Source organism: Nocardia sp. NBC_01329 (assembly GCF_035956715.1).
Classification (GTDB): Bacteria; Actinomycetota; Actinomycetes; order Mycobacteriales; family Mycobacteriaceae; genus Nocardia.
The window spans coordinates 1,618,115-1,631,695 of sequence record NZ_CP108381.1 but is presented as its reverse complement, the minus strand read 5'-3'; the positions used below and the strand labels follow the sequence as shown (position 1 = coordinate 1,631,695).

Below are 13,581 nucleotides of genomic sequence, written 5' to 3'. Positions count from 1 at the left end.
GGCCACGATCAGGTCCAGAGCACGGCAATCAGCACGTTCACGACCGCCAGCCCGCCCGCGGCGTCCGGCATCCACGCGGGATCCTTACCGCGCCTGGCGTCGGCCCGGCCCATCTCGGCGAATGCGGCGACCAGCACCGAGACGACGAGTTTCACGCCGATCTTCACCATGTTCAGGTCTTTGTCCAGGGAGGACAGCGATTCGGCCATACCCACCAGGGCGACACCGGTGATGAGCTGCGCGCGAGCACCCCAGACCATCACCTCGTTCACGGTGGGCCGCCCGGCGGCATATCCACCGACCACCGCCGCCATACCGAGCAGGTGAGTGACGACCACGACGTTGTAGACGAACTCTGACACGTTCACGTTGCTGGATCTTGCCAGTAGGTGTGTTCGTAGACCGCTTCGACCCGATGGCCGGCAGGCAGGATGCCGCAGCCTTCCGCGGGTCGGTCAGAGGGAAACGGCAGCGGTGTTCGCGAGGTGCTCGCGTGCCGCTTCGGCCGCACGTTCGGGATCGCCGGCTTCGATGGCATCGACGATGGCGCGATGCTCTGCCACGACTGCCGCGTAGCGGCGTGGAAGCTTTAGTGCCTCGAATCCGATGAGCCACATAGCCCCACGTAGGCCGACCATCGTCGAGTGGGTGCGTTCCAAGCCGAGTGTCGCGGACTGGAGAAGGTGGAATTGCTCGTCGAGCGCCAGGAACTCCGATTGCTGTCCCTCACCGAGGCCTTCTTGTGCGTCGACGAGCCCGCGCAGCCGCGAGATATCGTCGGCTGTGGCGTTGAGTGCCAGTCGGCTCGCCACGAAACTCTCGAGTAGTGATCGCAGGTCGAAGATCTCGCGGCGCTCGGCCTCGGACAATTCACGGAGCCGGAACCCGCGCTGGGACTCGACGGTGATGATTCCTTCACGATTGAGCGTGAGGAGTGCTTCCCGGACGGGCGTTCTCGACATGCCGAGCGATTCGGCCAGCTCGTTCTCGGAGTACTGCTCACCGTGGGTGAGGCTGCCATCCCTGATCGCTTGCTGGATCTGCAGGTAGGCGCGCCGACCAAGTGTCGGTGGCCGTTCAACCGCCGTGATGCCGCCCAATCTCGCCATGCTCACAGGCTACCAGCCCTGTATTCCAGATTCCACACGCCACACACTTGTATACCGAATACTAGTGTCGTAGTGTGGTGGGTGTCATACAGCAATCCCCGCGACATAGGAGCACTCAGATGTCCCTGCCCATTGCAGATGAATTGGCGATCATCAAGCTGTCGAACACGCAGATGAGGGCGCTCGACAACCACGATGTCGATGCCTGGGTGGGCGCATGGATCCCCGAAGGGGAGTTCGTCGCCACCTATGGCACTTTCGTCGGACACGAGGCCATCCGGGAGTTCATCAACGGCCATATCACCGCCGGCAAAGAAGACGGCGCCCGGCATTTGATGACGAACTACGTCGTCAACGGAGACGGCGATACCGCGACTGTCACCAGCGCGGTCACGAAACTGCAGGTCGAGAAGCCACCGTTCATCATCGCGTCCGGTATCTACACAGATATCGCCGTACGTACCAGCGAGGGGTGGAAGTTCAAGTCACGCCGACTGGACATCGATCGTGGTGTGTTCGCGCGGGCAGAGGCCGAGGCCGCCGCGGCCTCGCAGCAGTGAGAAGGGAGACGACGATGTCCGAACTTGCTGCAGAGCGGTGGGGTAGCTCCGGACCCCGCATCGTGATGGTGCACGGCAGCTTGAACTCGGCCGCTGCCGCGTTCGGTGAGCAGCGTGTGCTGGCCGACCGATTCCAGATCATCGCGCCGTATCGGCGTGGCTACAGTCCGAGTCCCGGTACGCCGAAAATCGATCCGGACCGGGACGCGGCCGAAATCGCCGAGCTGCTCGGCGACGGTGCCCACCTCGTCGGAACTTCGATGGGTGGTGTCGTGGCATTGCGGGCGGCCGCCCTCGCCCCGGACAAGGTCTGGTCGCTCACGGTGATCGAACCACCCGCCCTCCCCAACGGCGCGGGCCGGCCCGCGGCGGACCACCTGTCCGCCGCGCTACGTATGCACTGGGATACGGCCGATACAACCGACCTGGAGTCCTTCGGGCAAGGTTTCCTCCGGGTGCTCGGCGTCGATATGGCACTGCCGTCGCCGCTGCCGGCTCCTCTCGCCGAGGCACTGAGCAACCTGACCACCGAAAGGCCCTGGGATACAGGTGTTCCGCTGGAGAAACTGTCGAAGACGACGTTTCCCAAGCTCGTCGTCACCGGTGGCGGTACCCCCGGTTTCGAGGATGTCGCCGATGCCCTGGCCGAGGCACTGTCGGCAAAGCGTGTCGTCTTCGAGGGCAGCCCGCACGCGGTGCAGCGCATCGGGCAGCGATTCAACGACGAACTCGTTGCCCACCTGCGCAATGCCGGCACACCGCCCGGACGCGAGTTCCGGTGACCACCGCTTGTCACCGGCTCGCGTGCCGTCCTCGGTTGCCATCCAGAAAGGTCTGAGTTGCGCTATGCGCGTAGCACTGTTTCAAATCGCGAGTCCGGACGACGAGTCCGTGACCGCACGGCTGCATCGCGTCGACGCCGCGATCGGCCGTGAGTCCGGGTTGCGGGCGGTGGATCTGCTGGTCCTGCCCGAGCTGTGGAACGTCGGATACTTCGCGTTCGACGACTATCCCGCGATGTCCGAGTCGCTCACCGGACCGACTGTGACAGCCGCTCGGGATTGGGCGGCAGCTCTGCACGTATCCGTGCATCTCGGCAGCATCGTCGAGATCGACGAGCTCGGCCGGTTGTACAACACGTCCGTGGTCGTAGCCCCCGACGGCTCTGTCCGGAGCACATACCGCAAGGTGCACGTCTTCGGTTACGGCTCCCGTGAGCAAGAGTTGCTCACGCCGGGCACGACGGTGACCGTCGACCCTGTCGCCGGGCTACCCACAGGTATCACCACCTGCTACGACCTGCGGTTCCCGGAGTTGTTCCGCAGTCTCACCGATTCGGGTGCGGAGCTGCTGGCCGTATGTGCGGCCTGGCCTGCTGCCCGCCTGGACCACTGGCGCCTGTTCACCAGCGTCCGCGCCGTGGAACAGCAGTCGTGGATGCTGGCCTGTAACGCCGTGGGCGAACAACAGGGAGTGGCCCTCGGCGGCCACAGCCGGATCGTGGATCCCTGGGGGGAAGTGCTGGTCGAAGCCGGCGCCGACGAAGGTTTCACCTTCGCCGACCTCGACCCGACGCTGCCGCAGCGGGTGCGCGCCGAATTCCCGGCATTGGCGGACCGCCGATGGCCCGTCATCGGATCGCCATCAGTGGAGGGCTCATGACCACCAGTACCACTCGGCTCCACCTGCGGACCGACTCCGGGCAGCCACTGGCCTTCACCCCCACCAGATTCATCGTGGGAGGCTACACCGGACGAGATTCCGCCGCGGTCGAACACCATGTCGACGAGCTCGCTGCCATCGGGGTACCGCGGCCCGAGAGCATTCCCGCGTTCTACGAACTCGCTGTCGACCGGCTGACGACCGAGGCCGCGATCGAGGTCGACGGGGCATCGACGTCCGGCGAGGTAGAACCGGTCCTCCTGTACGCCGGCCACCGCTACTACCTCACCGTCGGCTCCGACCACACCGATCGCGAGATCGAAACCCGCAGCATCCAGCTCTCGAAAGCCGCATGCCCGAAGCCGATCGCATCCACACTCATCGACTTGGGGAGCGACCCGAGCATCGTCGAATGGGATGACATCCTGGCGCGCTGCTGGGTCGACGGTGACCTCTACCAGGAGGGAAACCTGGCTTCGGTGCTGCCGATCGGCCACCTCCTCACCGCATGGGGCCGACCGGCCGCGGACACATCCGAACTGGTCCTCTTCGGCGGAACCATGCCGTTGCTCGACGGGGCTTTCCGATACGGAGAACACTGGCGTATGAGCCTCGAAGTCCCCGGTCACGCGCCTATCGAATTCAACTACCACGTAACTGTCAGGAGCAGCTGATGCGCACCGGTACCGATTATCTATCCGCACTGGACGACGGCCGTCAGGTGATCGTCGACGGCGTGCCGGTGGGCAATGTCGCCGACCACCCGGCGTTCGCGCCGATCGCCCGAACGATCGGCGACCTGTTCGACCTCGCCGCCGACCCGTACAACGGGATGCAGGTCAGCGACGAGACGACCGGGCGCGCCGTCAACCGGCTGTTCCTGCCACCGCGCAGCGCGGCGGACCTCGAGGCATACCGCACCGCGGCCCAGGTCTGGGCCGACCACACTCACGGCTGGGTGGGCCGCTCGCCCGATCATGTCGGCGCCTTCGTCTCCGCGTTCTCGCTGCATCCCGAGGCGTTCTCGGCAGAACGCGGGCTCCGCGACAATGTTCTGGCCTTCCACCGCCGAGTCGTCGAGAACGACCTCTATGTCTCCTACGCGATCATCCCGCCACAAGTCTCGCGCGCTACCACCGCGCATGCTTGGGAAGGCGAGTTCATCCAGGTGGGAGTGAAGCAGGAGCGGGCGGACGGCATTGTGGTCCGCGGTGCTCAGATGCTCGCCACCGGAGGTGCGGTCGCCGACGAGATCCTGGTCTCCTGTATCAAACCCCTGCAGGACGAGGACTCCGACTTCGCGATCAGTTTCACGGTCCCCGTCGGTGCGACCGGGCTGAAGCTCTACTGCCGACGGCCGTATGCCCCGAATGTGACGAGTGAATTCGACTATCCGCTCAGTTCTCGCTACGACGAGACCGATGCCTTGCTGGTGTTCGACGACGTGTTCATCCCGTGGGAGAATGTCTTCGTCTACAAGGATGTGCCGGGGCTGCGGAAGCAGTTCTTCGACACCGGCGCCCACGTACTCGGTAACTGGCAGGCTCAGATCCGGTTCGCGACGAAGCTGAAGTTCCTGGCGGGGATCGCCCGTAAGATCGCCGCGGTCAACGGCGTCGACAAGTTCCCCGGCGTCGTCGAGAAACTCGGTGAACTCGCGGGACTGGTCTCCATCGTGGAATCCGGGGTACTCGCCGCCGAACATACCGCAGCACCGGACGAACAGGGGCTGTGGAGGCCGGGCGCCGGATCCCTGTACGGCGCGATGGGCCTGCAATCCGAGATCCACCCGCGGGTGATCGAAATCGTGCGCGACCTCGCAGGCGGTGGCGTGCTGCAGGTGCCGTCGAGTGTCAACGAGCTCATCGGCGAGCCGACTCGCGACGATATGGACCGATACGTGAGCAGCCCCGACATTTCAGCCGTCGAACGAGTGAAACTGTTCAAACTCGCCTGGGACGCCATCGGAAGCGAATTCGCAGGCCGCCATCAGCAGTACGAACTCTTCTACGCCGGTGCCCCATTCGTCGTGAAGGGCTACGCGTTCCGCAACTTCGACTACGCCGGCTCGTTACGCACGGTCGAACGGTTCCTGGCCTCCTATGGTGTCTCGGACCTGCCGGTAGCCGAACTGGGCGAGGTGTCGGCATGAGTAAACCGGAGTTCGAATTCTTTCCGGTCAGTGACATCGGATTCACCATCTGTCCGGGTGGCGACCCGCTGATCACCGAGCGGATTCTGAGTAAGGACCCGCAGACAGGCATCGCCACTCGGATCCTTCGCTACGCACCCGGCGCCGACTCCACCCCGATGGGCGTTCAGCGCCACGATTTCTGGGAGGAGGTCTATATCCTCGAGGGCTCATTCGTGGACCTGAGCCTCGATCGAACGTTCAGCGCGGGTCAGTACGCCTGCCGGCCACCGGGTATGCCGCACGGACCTTGGCGCTCCGACGAAGGCGTGCTGACCTTCGAAGTCCGCTATCCGGCGCCCGAGGAGCAGGAAGGATGACAATGACACCGCTGGCCGTCGACGCCTCCGCGATGCGCAGAACGATGGGCAGGTTCGCCACCGGCGTAGCCGTGGTCACCACCGAATCGGACGGCGTTCCGCACGGCATGACCATCAACTCGCTCACCTCCGTCTCCCTGGAGCCGGCCCTGCTGCTGGTCTGTTTCAACCGCGGAGCTCGCAGTGCCGACGCGGTGGTGGCGGCCGGGCGGTTCGCGGTCAACATCTTGTCGAGCCGCCAGCAGACCATCGCTCTACGCTTCGCTCAGCGCGGAGAGGACCACTTCGCCGGCCTCGGGCTCGAATACGACGGTCATCGAGTACCGGTCGTTCCGCATGCTCTCGCTCACCTGGACTGTGACGTCGAGCGGGTTGTCGAAGCCGGCGACCACACAGTCGTCTTCGGCGCCGTCCGAGATCTCTGCTCACGCGAAGGCGGAGCACTCGGATTCTTCCGCGGCAACTTCAGCAGCATCGTGCCACACGGAAGCGAACCCGAGCACTGGTTCTTCTGACCACCCGAGCCCGAACGGAGCGATCACCCAGCTCCCCGCCGGGCAGATTTCGTTCCGTCCTCCGCGACCGAGCACAGTGACGGAACAAACGGGAGCCGGCCCCACCGGGAAGGGGCGGTTCGCGGTTGCCTGCGGGACGCCTACCTCGTCCCACAGGCAACCATCGGACAGTCGGCGTCCCGGCAACGCGGCCCGCCTGTGTTGAGCCAACCGGATACCGTACGACGACCGATCGGAGCATCGGCGATGACCATCGCAACACCAGGGGCCCACACCGAGACCACAGCGAGGCGCGCGCCCGTCGGCGACGTCCAGCGCCGATGGCGCGGTGGAACCGACGCCACCGATGAGTGCCGGCCGATTCTCACACCGGAGGCGCTGATAGCCGCGGTCCAGGGACACACCGGGTCCGGCGCCCCGATGGCTGTGCTGGCACGGGAACTGTCCGGCCTGTACCTCAGATGGATCGAGGCACCACACGAGGCCCCCGAACTATATGAACAGATCGGTGATCGGATCAACGCGATCGATGGTTCGGTCCAGGGCCTCCTGCCGCGTCCACGGCCCGGCGTAACCCCTGGGACCGATTCCGTCGGCGGAGTCGTCGCGCGCGTCGCGGAGGCATGGGCGTGCGCGCATTGGACTCTGCACCACGGCGAGGACGAGACCGAGCGTCACCGCGCCTGGGACCACCTGGCAGAGATGCGTCAGGGCTACGAGGGGCTGATCTGCCTCGTACTCGAAGGGCGGATCGTCCTGCCGAAATCCTGGCGGGGGCTCCGACGGCCCGGGATCAACGGATGATCATGTCCGTGTCGGGCCGGATGTGGTTCGGCTGCGCCGATGGTCCGCCGCCGTTCAGGGTGCGGCCGATACCTGTACCGGGTGGTTGTCGTCGTCGGTGAGGAATGTCGCCAGTTCTCGACCTTCCTCAGTGGCCGCGGTGCGTTCGGCTCGGTCGAGTCGGCGCAACGGAGTGACGGTCAGCGCGTCGGCCCGGAGAGACCAGGTCGCGGCGACCCGGCCGCTGATCAGCACGGTGCGCTCACCGGCGACCGACAGTCCGCGATGGGCATCGTCGATGATCCGGCTACGGTCGTGATAGCCGAGGATCGCGTTGTCGAACGCCGGCAGGAACCGCACGGGGACAGGTGTATCAGGATCGGGGCGTGGCGCATCCGGCAGGTCGAGGAGCTCACGGCCGCTCTCGTCGCGGAAAGCGATCAGCTTGTCGCGGATCGCGGCCACTGCGGCGGGAAACCCGGAGAGGCCGCACCACGCGCGTAGATCGGCCACCGCGGCGGGCCCGAACGCGGCGAGGTAGCGCAGCACCAGCGCTTGCCCGACCGGATCGGAACCGTCCTCGACAGGCCTGTCGATATCGTGACCCAGCCACGAGGAGAGTGGCACGGTGCGGGCGCCGGACTTGCGGCGCCACAGCCCGCGCGGCGGCAGTTGCACCGTCGGGACGAGAGCCGCGACCACCATCTCGCCCAAGGGCCGCGGTCCGACGGCCGGTCGGCGCGCTGCGAGTTCCCGGCCGAGTTCGGGCATCGTGCGGGGCCGCCCGTCTGCCAGTATCGCCCTGGCCGCCGTCGCGAGTTCGTCCAGGTCCACGCCGGCCAACTCGCGACGATAGACCCCGAGTACTCGTTGCCGCAGCATCGCGTCGTGACGCGCCCGCCACGCCAGCGCATCACCAGCGGTGACGAGATGGATCGTGCGACGCATGAGATGGATGCGTACCACGCGCCGTGTCGTCAGCACATCGTCGAGGTCCGCCGGATCGAAGGTGCGCAACCGCGACCAGAGGCCGACGAACGGCTCCTGCGGTTCCTGCGCCTGCACACCGCACAGATGGGCGACGGCATCGAGAACGGGCAGCTCGGCTCGGCCGAGCAGCAGCTGCCGGGCCAGCGTCGCCCGATTGAGCGCGCGGGTGGACAGTACGGTCATCGGGGCGGACCACCGCCCGCTGGGTGACCGACCACGGTGAGTTCCCGGTGGGTGGTGGTAGGTGACACGATTGCTCCAGATTCGGCTCGATGGCTTACATGAGCAATATTCGCAGGGATAGTGGCCAGGTTGTGTCCTCTACTCCGGACGGGGATGTTCTCGGCTATGCCTTCGCTGCGGCCGACAGGACCGGACTCGGCTCGGCGTCTGTGGTGGCGACACGCTTTGCCGGGGCGTTCCCGACCCGCCGGTTCCTGGTGAGCGCGGACCTGCATGATGGGGCGCATGCTCCGCACCGACAATCTGGCACAGGCAGACCGTCGTCCACCTGTGATCGACACCCCCCTCGGCATTGTCGAATTCTCCGTCACGCTCGGTTCGGAGGCACTGCCGGCCAAGCCGAATACCGTGTGGCGTTTGGCGAACGGCTCTTGCCTATACCGGTGGCGGCACCGAACCGCAACAGTTGATCTGCTGCTCGGAAGCATCGACGTGCAGCCCTGGGACGGCGGCTCACCGGTCCCGATATGGGCCGGAATCTGGCAGGTTCAGGCCCGCGACGGGTTGTCCGGACTGGTCGTATCGGCCGAACTGACCGATGTGCCGGCCAACGCATACGGTGGACCGGACTCCGGTGAATGTCTCGCGGCGGTGAGTGTCGAGAACGAACACTTCATGGTGTCGATCGGCGGACCGGATTACGATCTGCTCGCCATGCATGCCGCGGATGGTCGGCTGATGCCCGCCGATTGGGCGGATCTGCTGCCGATCGGTGCGGATGAAACGACCACCGAATACGGTGTGCGGTACACAGATCCGATCCGAATTGCCTGGCACCTGCCCGGCCTGACCACCGCGGAAGTCGCCCGGCTGTGTATCGCGACCGCTTGGTGCCCCCGCGATGACGATCGACCCGCGGCCTGGTTCGCCGTCGATATCCCGCTCGACACCGCGTACCACCACCTCATCACCGATCCGACCTGACCGGCACCCGAAGGTGACATAGAGGCGCGGCTCACGAGCCGACCGGTCCGGGATGTGATCCCCCGATCTCCGGGGGTATATCCGGAACTGCCCAGCCCGGATCTCGCATCGTGGCAGATGCCGAGAGCCGCTACCGGCAGAGTTCCACGAGATGGCGAAGCACAGAGGAGTTGTCATGACCGTTACCCGAGATCTGCGGGAGTCCGGCGAATCGCCGCTGCCCACAGACGCCGACACCGCGACTGCGCGTATGCGCAGGCGGCTGGAGCGGCTTCTCGGAGTGGCCGCCACCGAGGGCAACAGGCTGGTCGCGCTCCGCAACGGTGACGAGATCTTCCCGGCGATGCTGAGCGCCGTCGACGCGGCCGAGCACACCATCGACATGATGACCTTCGTGTACTGGCAGGGCGAGATCGCGCGCCGGTTCGCCCGCGCGCTCGCCGAGCGCGCCGAAGCCGGCGTCCGCGTGCGCCTGTTACTCGACGGTTTCGGCAGCCGGTCGATCGAGAAGGAACTCCTGACGATGATGGAGCGGGCGGGTGTGCAGATCGCGTGGTTCCGGAAACCGCTGCACCTGTCACCGCTCCAGCAGAACCATCGCTGTCACCGCAAAGTTCTCGTCGTCGACGAACGTTGCGCGTTCACCGGTGGGGTGGGCATCGCCGAAGAATGGTGCGGTGACGCGCGCGACGAGCACGAATGGCGCGATACCCACGTCCAGGTCGAGGGCCCGGCGGTGGACGGAGTCGCGGCCGCCTTCGCCCAGAACTGGGCCGAATGCCATGACGAACTCTTCGACGACCGCGACCGCTTCACCGCACAGGCGCCTGCCGGTTCGGCGATCGTGCAGGTGGTTCGCGGTTCGGCCGGCGTCGGCTGGCAGGATATGCAGACACTGCTACGAGTGGTCATCGAATCGGCCGAGCAACGGCTGCGGCTGGCCACTGCCTACTTCGCACCGGACGAGTACTTCGTCGAACTGCTCTGCGCCGCCGCCCGGCGCGGGGTCGAAGTCGAGATCCTGCTGCCCGGCCCGTATACCGACAAACGCGTCTGCCAGTTGGCCGGTCAGCATTTCTACAGCGCCCTGCTCGCCTGTGGCGTGCGAATTCTGCAGTATCAGCCGACGATGATGCACGCCAAGGTCATCACTGTGGACGGGATCGCGGCCCTGATCGGTTCGACGAACTTCAACCGCCGCTCGCTGGACCACGACGAGGAGATCATGCTCGTAGCCCTGGACCGGCAGTTCACCGCGACCCTCGACGGGCAGTTCGACACCGACAAGAGAGTCAGCGAACCGATCGAGGAAAAGCGATGGCATCGTCGTTCGCCCTGGCAGCGTGTCAAGGAAGCCGCGGTCCGGCCGATTCGCCGCTATCTGTGAGGCCTTATCACCCACCCGGACGGCTGTTGCGGTGACTTCTCGGCATTGTTAATGTCCGTTCTGTACACGTTCTCAGGGCGGGGTGGAATTCCCCACCGGCGGTGATGGCACCCGGATCGATCCGGGTGCACGAGCCCGCGAGCGCCACCGCATCCTCGGATGGGGTGGGTCGAGCAGATCCCGGTGCGATCCCGGAGCCGACGGTCACAGTCCGGATGAAAGAGAACGCGGCATCGGAGGGCCCGTGTGCGGGCCGCTCCCGTTCGCGTTGCTATGCCCTGGGTGACACAGCGAACAGGAGAAACCGATGTCACCCACACCCGACCGTATCGCTCTCGTCGCCGCGCGCTGGCACGCCGATATCGTCGACCGGGCCGTGACGGCCTGCCGAACCGGTTTGGCCGGGCACGGATTCGCCGATATCGATGTGATCGAGGTTCCCGGGGCGTTCGAGATCCCGCTACAGGTCAAGCGGCTGGCGACCACCGGCCGGTACGCGGCTGTGGCCGGCTGCGCTCTGGTCGTCGACGGTGGTATCTACCGGCATGATTTCGTCGCCGGGGCGGTGGTCGACGCGCTCATGCGGGTCCAGCTCGACACCGATGTGCCGGTGTTCTCGGCGGTACTCACCCCGCATCACTTCCACGAGCACGGCGAGCACCTGGACTACTTCACCCGGCATTTCGAGGTCAAGGGTGCGGAACTGGCCGACGCCATCGCAGCCACCCTGGCCTTGGACGCGGTCCCCGCCTGACGGCCGGGCGACCGCGCAGCGAAGTCCGCCGCGGCCGACGGCACATCGTCACCCGATGTGCCGTCGGCATCCATCACCACCATCCACCCCATGCGGCGCCAAGCCCTCGATACACCCGACGACGGCCGACGGCTACGGACCCTGAGTATGCTCGCCGGTTGCTACGACACGCTGTGGCTGATCGTGGTGGTGCTCATGATCGTCCGGCCCGGCACATCCGCCTGATACCGGCGGCCCATGAAGCACGGCCGGACCGCGAGTCGTGCCCGACGCAGCGAGGACAACACCCATGGGCATCCGCCACTACCTGTACCGCGCACCCTCACTTTCCGCCCGGGAAGCGATCGGCGCCGTCGGCAACGGAGCACTGATCGTGGATGTGCGCCGGCAGTTCGAGTGGAGTCGCACCCATATCCCCGGCGCCATCCATCTCCCGCTCGAACAGCTGACAGCAGAATGCGAAGAACTGCCGGACGACCGGCTGCTGATCACCTTCTGCACCGGCGGCCTGCGATCCTACGGTGCCGCCAATCTGCTCATCGAGTACGGCTTCGACGCGAAGAACATGTCCGGCGGACTGGTCGACTGGCGAGCCGCAGGCGGAGAGCTGGAAGGGGGGCCACTTCGGGAGCGGTGACCCGCGCACCGATCGAAGGCCTCGGCAGTCCAAGTCGTCAGCAATCCGACGGCCACCTTTTTGTACCGCGTACGGGCGATATCGGTCCCTGCACAAAATCATGCGAGCCGGAATTATTCACCAATTCAGAGCACATCCCTGCCAACATTCCGCAACTATTCTGAGTACCCAATCTTTGTCAATAACGGTTAAGTTCTCGTTGATCGCTTCATCTCGCGGTCGAGTAAGTGATCGAATGTTCCGAGGGAGAAATGAAATATCGTCCGAGCCCCGGACCCAGGAGGTTGTCCCCCGTGACCGAGACCAGCGACTCCGCGCTGCGTCCGTCCGTGCTGGACCGGCTGATTCGGCTCGACGAGAGCGGCAAACTGTCCATCGACGATGTGCGGGCCGCGGCGCGGAAACTCGGAGTTCCGGAACAACAGGTACATCAATGGCTGACCGGACGGCAGGCTCAGCACGCACCGGCCGCGGGCAAGGCGGTGCCCGAACCCATGACGCTCAAGATGGGCTACCGGGAGGCCGGGGGGACAGCGGGGATCCCCGAGGTAACGATGACCACCGGAGACGATCTTCTGACCTGCATACCCGACAGCGATGTCCCCACCTTCCGGGCCGACGCGTACCGCAGCCTGACATCGGAGGAGTTCGCCCGGCTCGATGCCGTTTATGCCGAGGGTATCGACGCGACCTGCCGCTGGCTCACAGCCCGAACCGGGCGACCGTGCCGCCACGCGACCCACTCCGCGGCAGGACACAACGCGGCCGACTACCTGTGGGACCAGTACTTGCAAGCCCCGCCCGGGTTGCCCGAGGCGGGGAACACCGGCGAGCAACGCGAAATCCTGGGGCTGTACCGGTTCCTGGGCGAACTCGTCTGTGGCAGCCCGGGCCGGGGGCACACCATCGCCCGCCTCCGGGGCGCGCAGGCGGGGTTCCTGCTGCACGGTATGCGGTTGGACCTGCCCGCGGATCTCAACTACTCGGTGGGGCCGGGATTGACCACCGAACGTATCGACGACGAGTTGCTCGAACGGATCCGGGCGCACACCCCGAACCCGGTCGACGCGGCGGCCCTCGCCATGGTGCTCTGCACCGGCGCCACCATGGTGGAGCTGAGGTCGGTTCCGTGTACGGCGATCACCCGAGGCGCGCTCGTCTTCACCGGACCGATCGGTTACGGGCAGGCTGCCGATGTGTATGTCTGGGTCGTTCCGCCGCCGGTGTGGGAACTACTGCACGCCGCCCGGATCTATCAGGAAGCACACGCGGGCCTCACGGCGAAACTGTTCGCCGGGGCCATCGGCGGGGCGGGCGGCCGCCTGCGCCGGACCGCCGCCCGATGCGGCATCACCGTTCCCCACTCCCACCACTGGCACCACAGCTGGATCCGCCGGGCCGGACTCCTCCGTGGCGTCGACCAGCCGGAGCATGTACGCAACACCGATCTGCTTTTCGCGCTGCGGCTCTGTTCGAACCCCGGACCGGCGCGCGGCCGGTGAACCG

Annotated in this window: 17 protein-coding genes and 1 riboswitch; of the genes, 14 read left to right on the top strand and 3 right to left on the bottom strand. The window is 65.9% G+C overall.

Features of this window, described 5'->3' with window-relative positions; all coding sequences use genetic code 11:
• Window positions 1-8: 8 nt before the first annotated feature.
• Window positions 9-314 carry a hypothetical protein gene (locus OG405_RS07550; RefSeq protein WP_327152261.1) on the bottom strand — a complete coding sequence of 102 codons (306 nt, stop codon included), beginning with the start codon at window positions 312-314 and terminating at the stop codon, window positions 9-11.
• A 141-nt stretch (window positions 315-455) separates the two neighbouring features.
• Window positions 456-1,109 carry a GntR family transcriptional regulator gene (locus tag OG405_RS07545; protein ID WP_327150899.1) on the bottom strand — a complete coding sequence of 218 codons (654 nt, stop codon included), beginning with the start codon at window positions 1,107-1,109 and terminating at the stop codon, window positions 456-458.
• A 119-nt stretch (window positions 1,110-1,228) separates the two neighbouring features.
• Here OG405_RS07545 and OG405_RS07540 point away from each other — a divergent pair, with 119 nt between their 5' ends.
• The 8 genes from OG405_RS07540 to OG405_RS07505 all read left to right on the top strand — a co-directional run bounded on the left by OG405_RS07540 (window position 1,229) and on the right by OG405_RS07505 (window position 7,161).
• On the top strand, window positions 1,229-1,669 hold the full coding sequence (locus OG405_RS07540) for a nuclear transport factor 2 family protein (RefSeq protein WP_327150898.1): 441 nt from the start codon (window positions 1,229-1,231) through the stop codon (window positions 1,667-1,669).
• Between the two features lie 14 nt (window positions 1,670-1,683).
• Complete coding sequence (locus OG405_RS07535) at window positions 1,684-2,451, top strand: alpha/beta fold hydrolase (protein WP_327150897.1); 768 nt, start codon at window positions 1,684-1,686, stop codon at window positions 2,449-2,451.
• 109 nt (window positions 2,452-2,560) lie between these two features.
• A complete protein-coding gene (locus OG405_RS07530) occupies window positions 2,561-3,331 on the top strand; it encodes a carbon-nitrogen family hydrolase (RefSeq protein ID WP_327150896.1) in 771 nt (256 codons plus the stop codon).
• Window positions 3,328-4,005 (top strand): DUF2848 family protein, encoded by a 678-nt coding sequence (locus OG405_RS07525; RefSeq protein ID WP_327150895.1) that lies wholly within the window; start codon window positions 3,328-3,330, stop codon window positions 4,003-4,005. Before OG405_RS07530 ends, OG405_RS07525 begins: the two co-directional genes overlap by 4 nt.
• Window positions 4,005-5,483, top strand: a complete 1,479-nt coding sequence (locus tag OG405_RS07520; protein WP_327150894.1) for a 4-hydroxyphenylacetate 3-hydroxylase family protein — start codon at window positions 4,005-4,007, stop codon at window positions 5,481-5,483. Before OG405_RS07525 ends, OG405_RS07520 begins: the two co-directional genes overlap by 1 nt.
• On the top strand, window positions 5,480-5,842 hold the full coding sequence (locus OG405_RS07515) for a cupin domain-containing protein (protein WP_327150893.1): 363 nt from the start codon (window positions 5,480-5,482) through the stop codon (window positions 5,840-5,842). The genes OG405_RS07520 and OG405_RS07515 overlap by 4 nt, the downstream gene beginning before the upstream one ends.
• Window positions 5,839-6,357, top strand: coding sequence for a flavin reductase family protein (locus OG405_RS07510; RefSeq protein ID WP_327150892.1), 519 nt, complete (start codon window positions 5,839-5,841; stop codon window positions 6,355-6,357). Before OG405_RS07515 ends, OG405_RS07510 begins: the two co-directional genes overlap by 4 nt.
• Window positions 6,358-6,603: 246 nt before the next feature.
• The gene (locus tag OG405_RS07505; RefSeq protein WP_327150891.1) at window positions 6,604-7,161 is read left to right on the top strand and encodes a hypothetical protein; all 558 of its coding nucleotides are present in this window, start codon (window positions 6,604-6,606) and stop codon (window positions 7,159-7,161) included.
• A gap of 54 nt (window positions 7,162-7,215) precedes the next feature.
• Here OG405_RS07505 and OG405_RS07500 read toward each other — a convergent pair whose 3' ends face one another.
• Window positions 7,216-8,313, bottom strand: coding sequence for a winged helix DNA-binding domain-containing protein (locus tag OG405_RS07500; RefSeq protein ID WP_327150890.1), 1,098 nt, complete (start codon window positions 8,311-8,313; stop codon window positions 7,216-7,218).
• Window positions 8,314-8,598: 285 nt separating this feature from the next.
• On the opposite strand from OG405_RS07500, the gene OG405_RS07495 reads away from it, so the two are divergent.
• The 6 genes from OG405_RS07495 (at window position 8,599) to OG405_RS07470 (ending at window position 13,577) form a co-directional block, all read left to right on the top strand.
• Window positions 8,599-9,297, top strand: a complete 699-nt coding sequence (locus tag OG405_RS07495; protein WP_327150889.1) for a hypothetical protein — start codon at window positions 8,599-8,601, stop codon at window positions 9,295-9,297.
• A gap of 175 nt (window positions 9,298-9,472) precedes the next feature.
• Window positions 9,473-10,684 carry a phospholipase D-like domain-containing protein gene (locus tag OG405_RS07490; protein WP_327150888.1) on the top strand — a complete coding sequence of 404 codons (1,212 nt, stop codon included), beginning with the start codon at window positions 9,473-9,475 and terminating at the stop codon, window positions 10,682-10,684.
• 64 nt (window positions 10,685-10,748) lie between these two features.
• A riboswitch (FMN riboswitch) is annotated at window positions 10,749-10,915 on the top strand.
• Between the two features lie 76 nt (window positions 10,916-10,991).
• On the top strand, window positions 10,992-11,438 hold the full coding sequence (locus tag OG405_RS07485; protein WP_327150887.1) for a 6,7-dimethyl-8-ribityllumazine synthase: 447 nt from the start codon (window positions 10,992-10,994) through the stop codon (window positions 11,436-11,438).
• Between the two features lie 57 nt (window positions 11,439-11,495).
• Window positions 11,496-11,663 (top strand): hypothetical protein, encoded by a 168-nt coding sequence (locus OG405_RS07480; RefSeq protein WP_327150886.1) that lies wholly within the window; start codon window positions 11,496-11,498, stop codon window positions 11,661-11,663.
• A gap of 64 nt (window positions 11,664-11,727) precedes the next feature.
• Window positions 11,728-12,075, top strand: a complete 348-nt coding sequence (locus OG405_RS07475; RefSeq protein WP_327150885.1) for a rhodanese-like domain-containing protein — start codon at window positions 11,728-11,730, stop codon at window positions 12,073-12,075.
• 293 nt (window positions 12,076-12,368) lie between these two features.
• Entirely contained in the window at window positions 12,369-13,577 is a 1,209-nt protein-coding gene (locus tag OG405_RS07470) for a hypothetical protein (RefSeq protein WP_327150884.1), read from the top strand.
• Window positions 13,578-13,581: the final 4 nt, after the last annotated feature.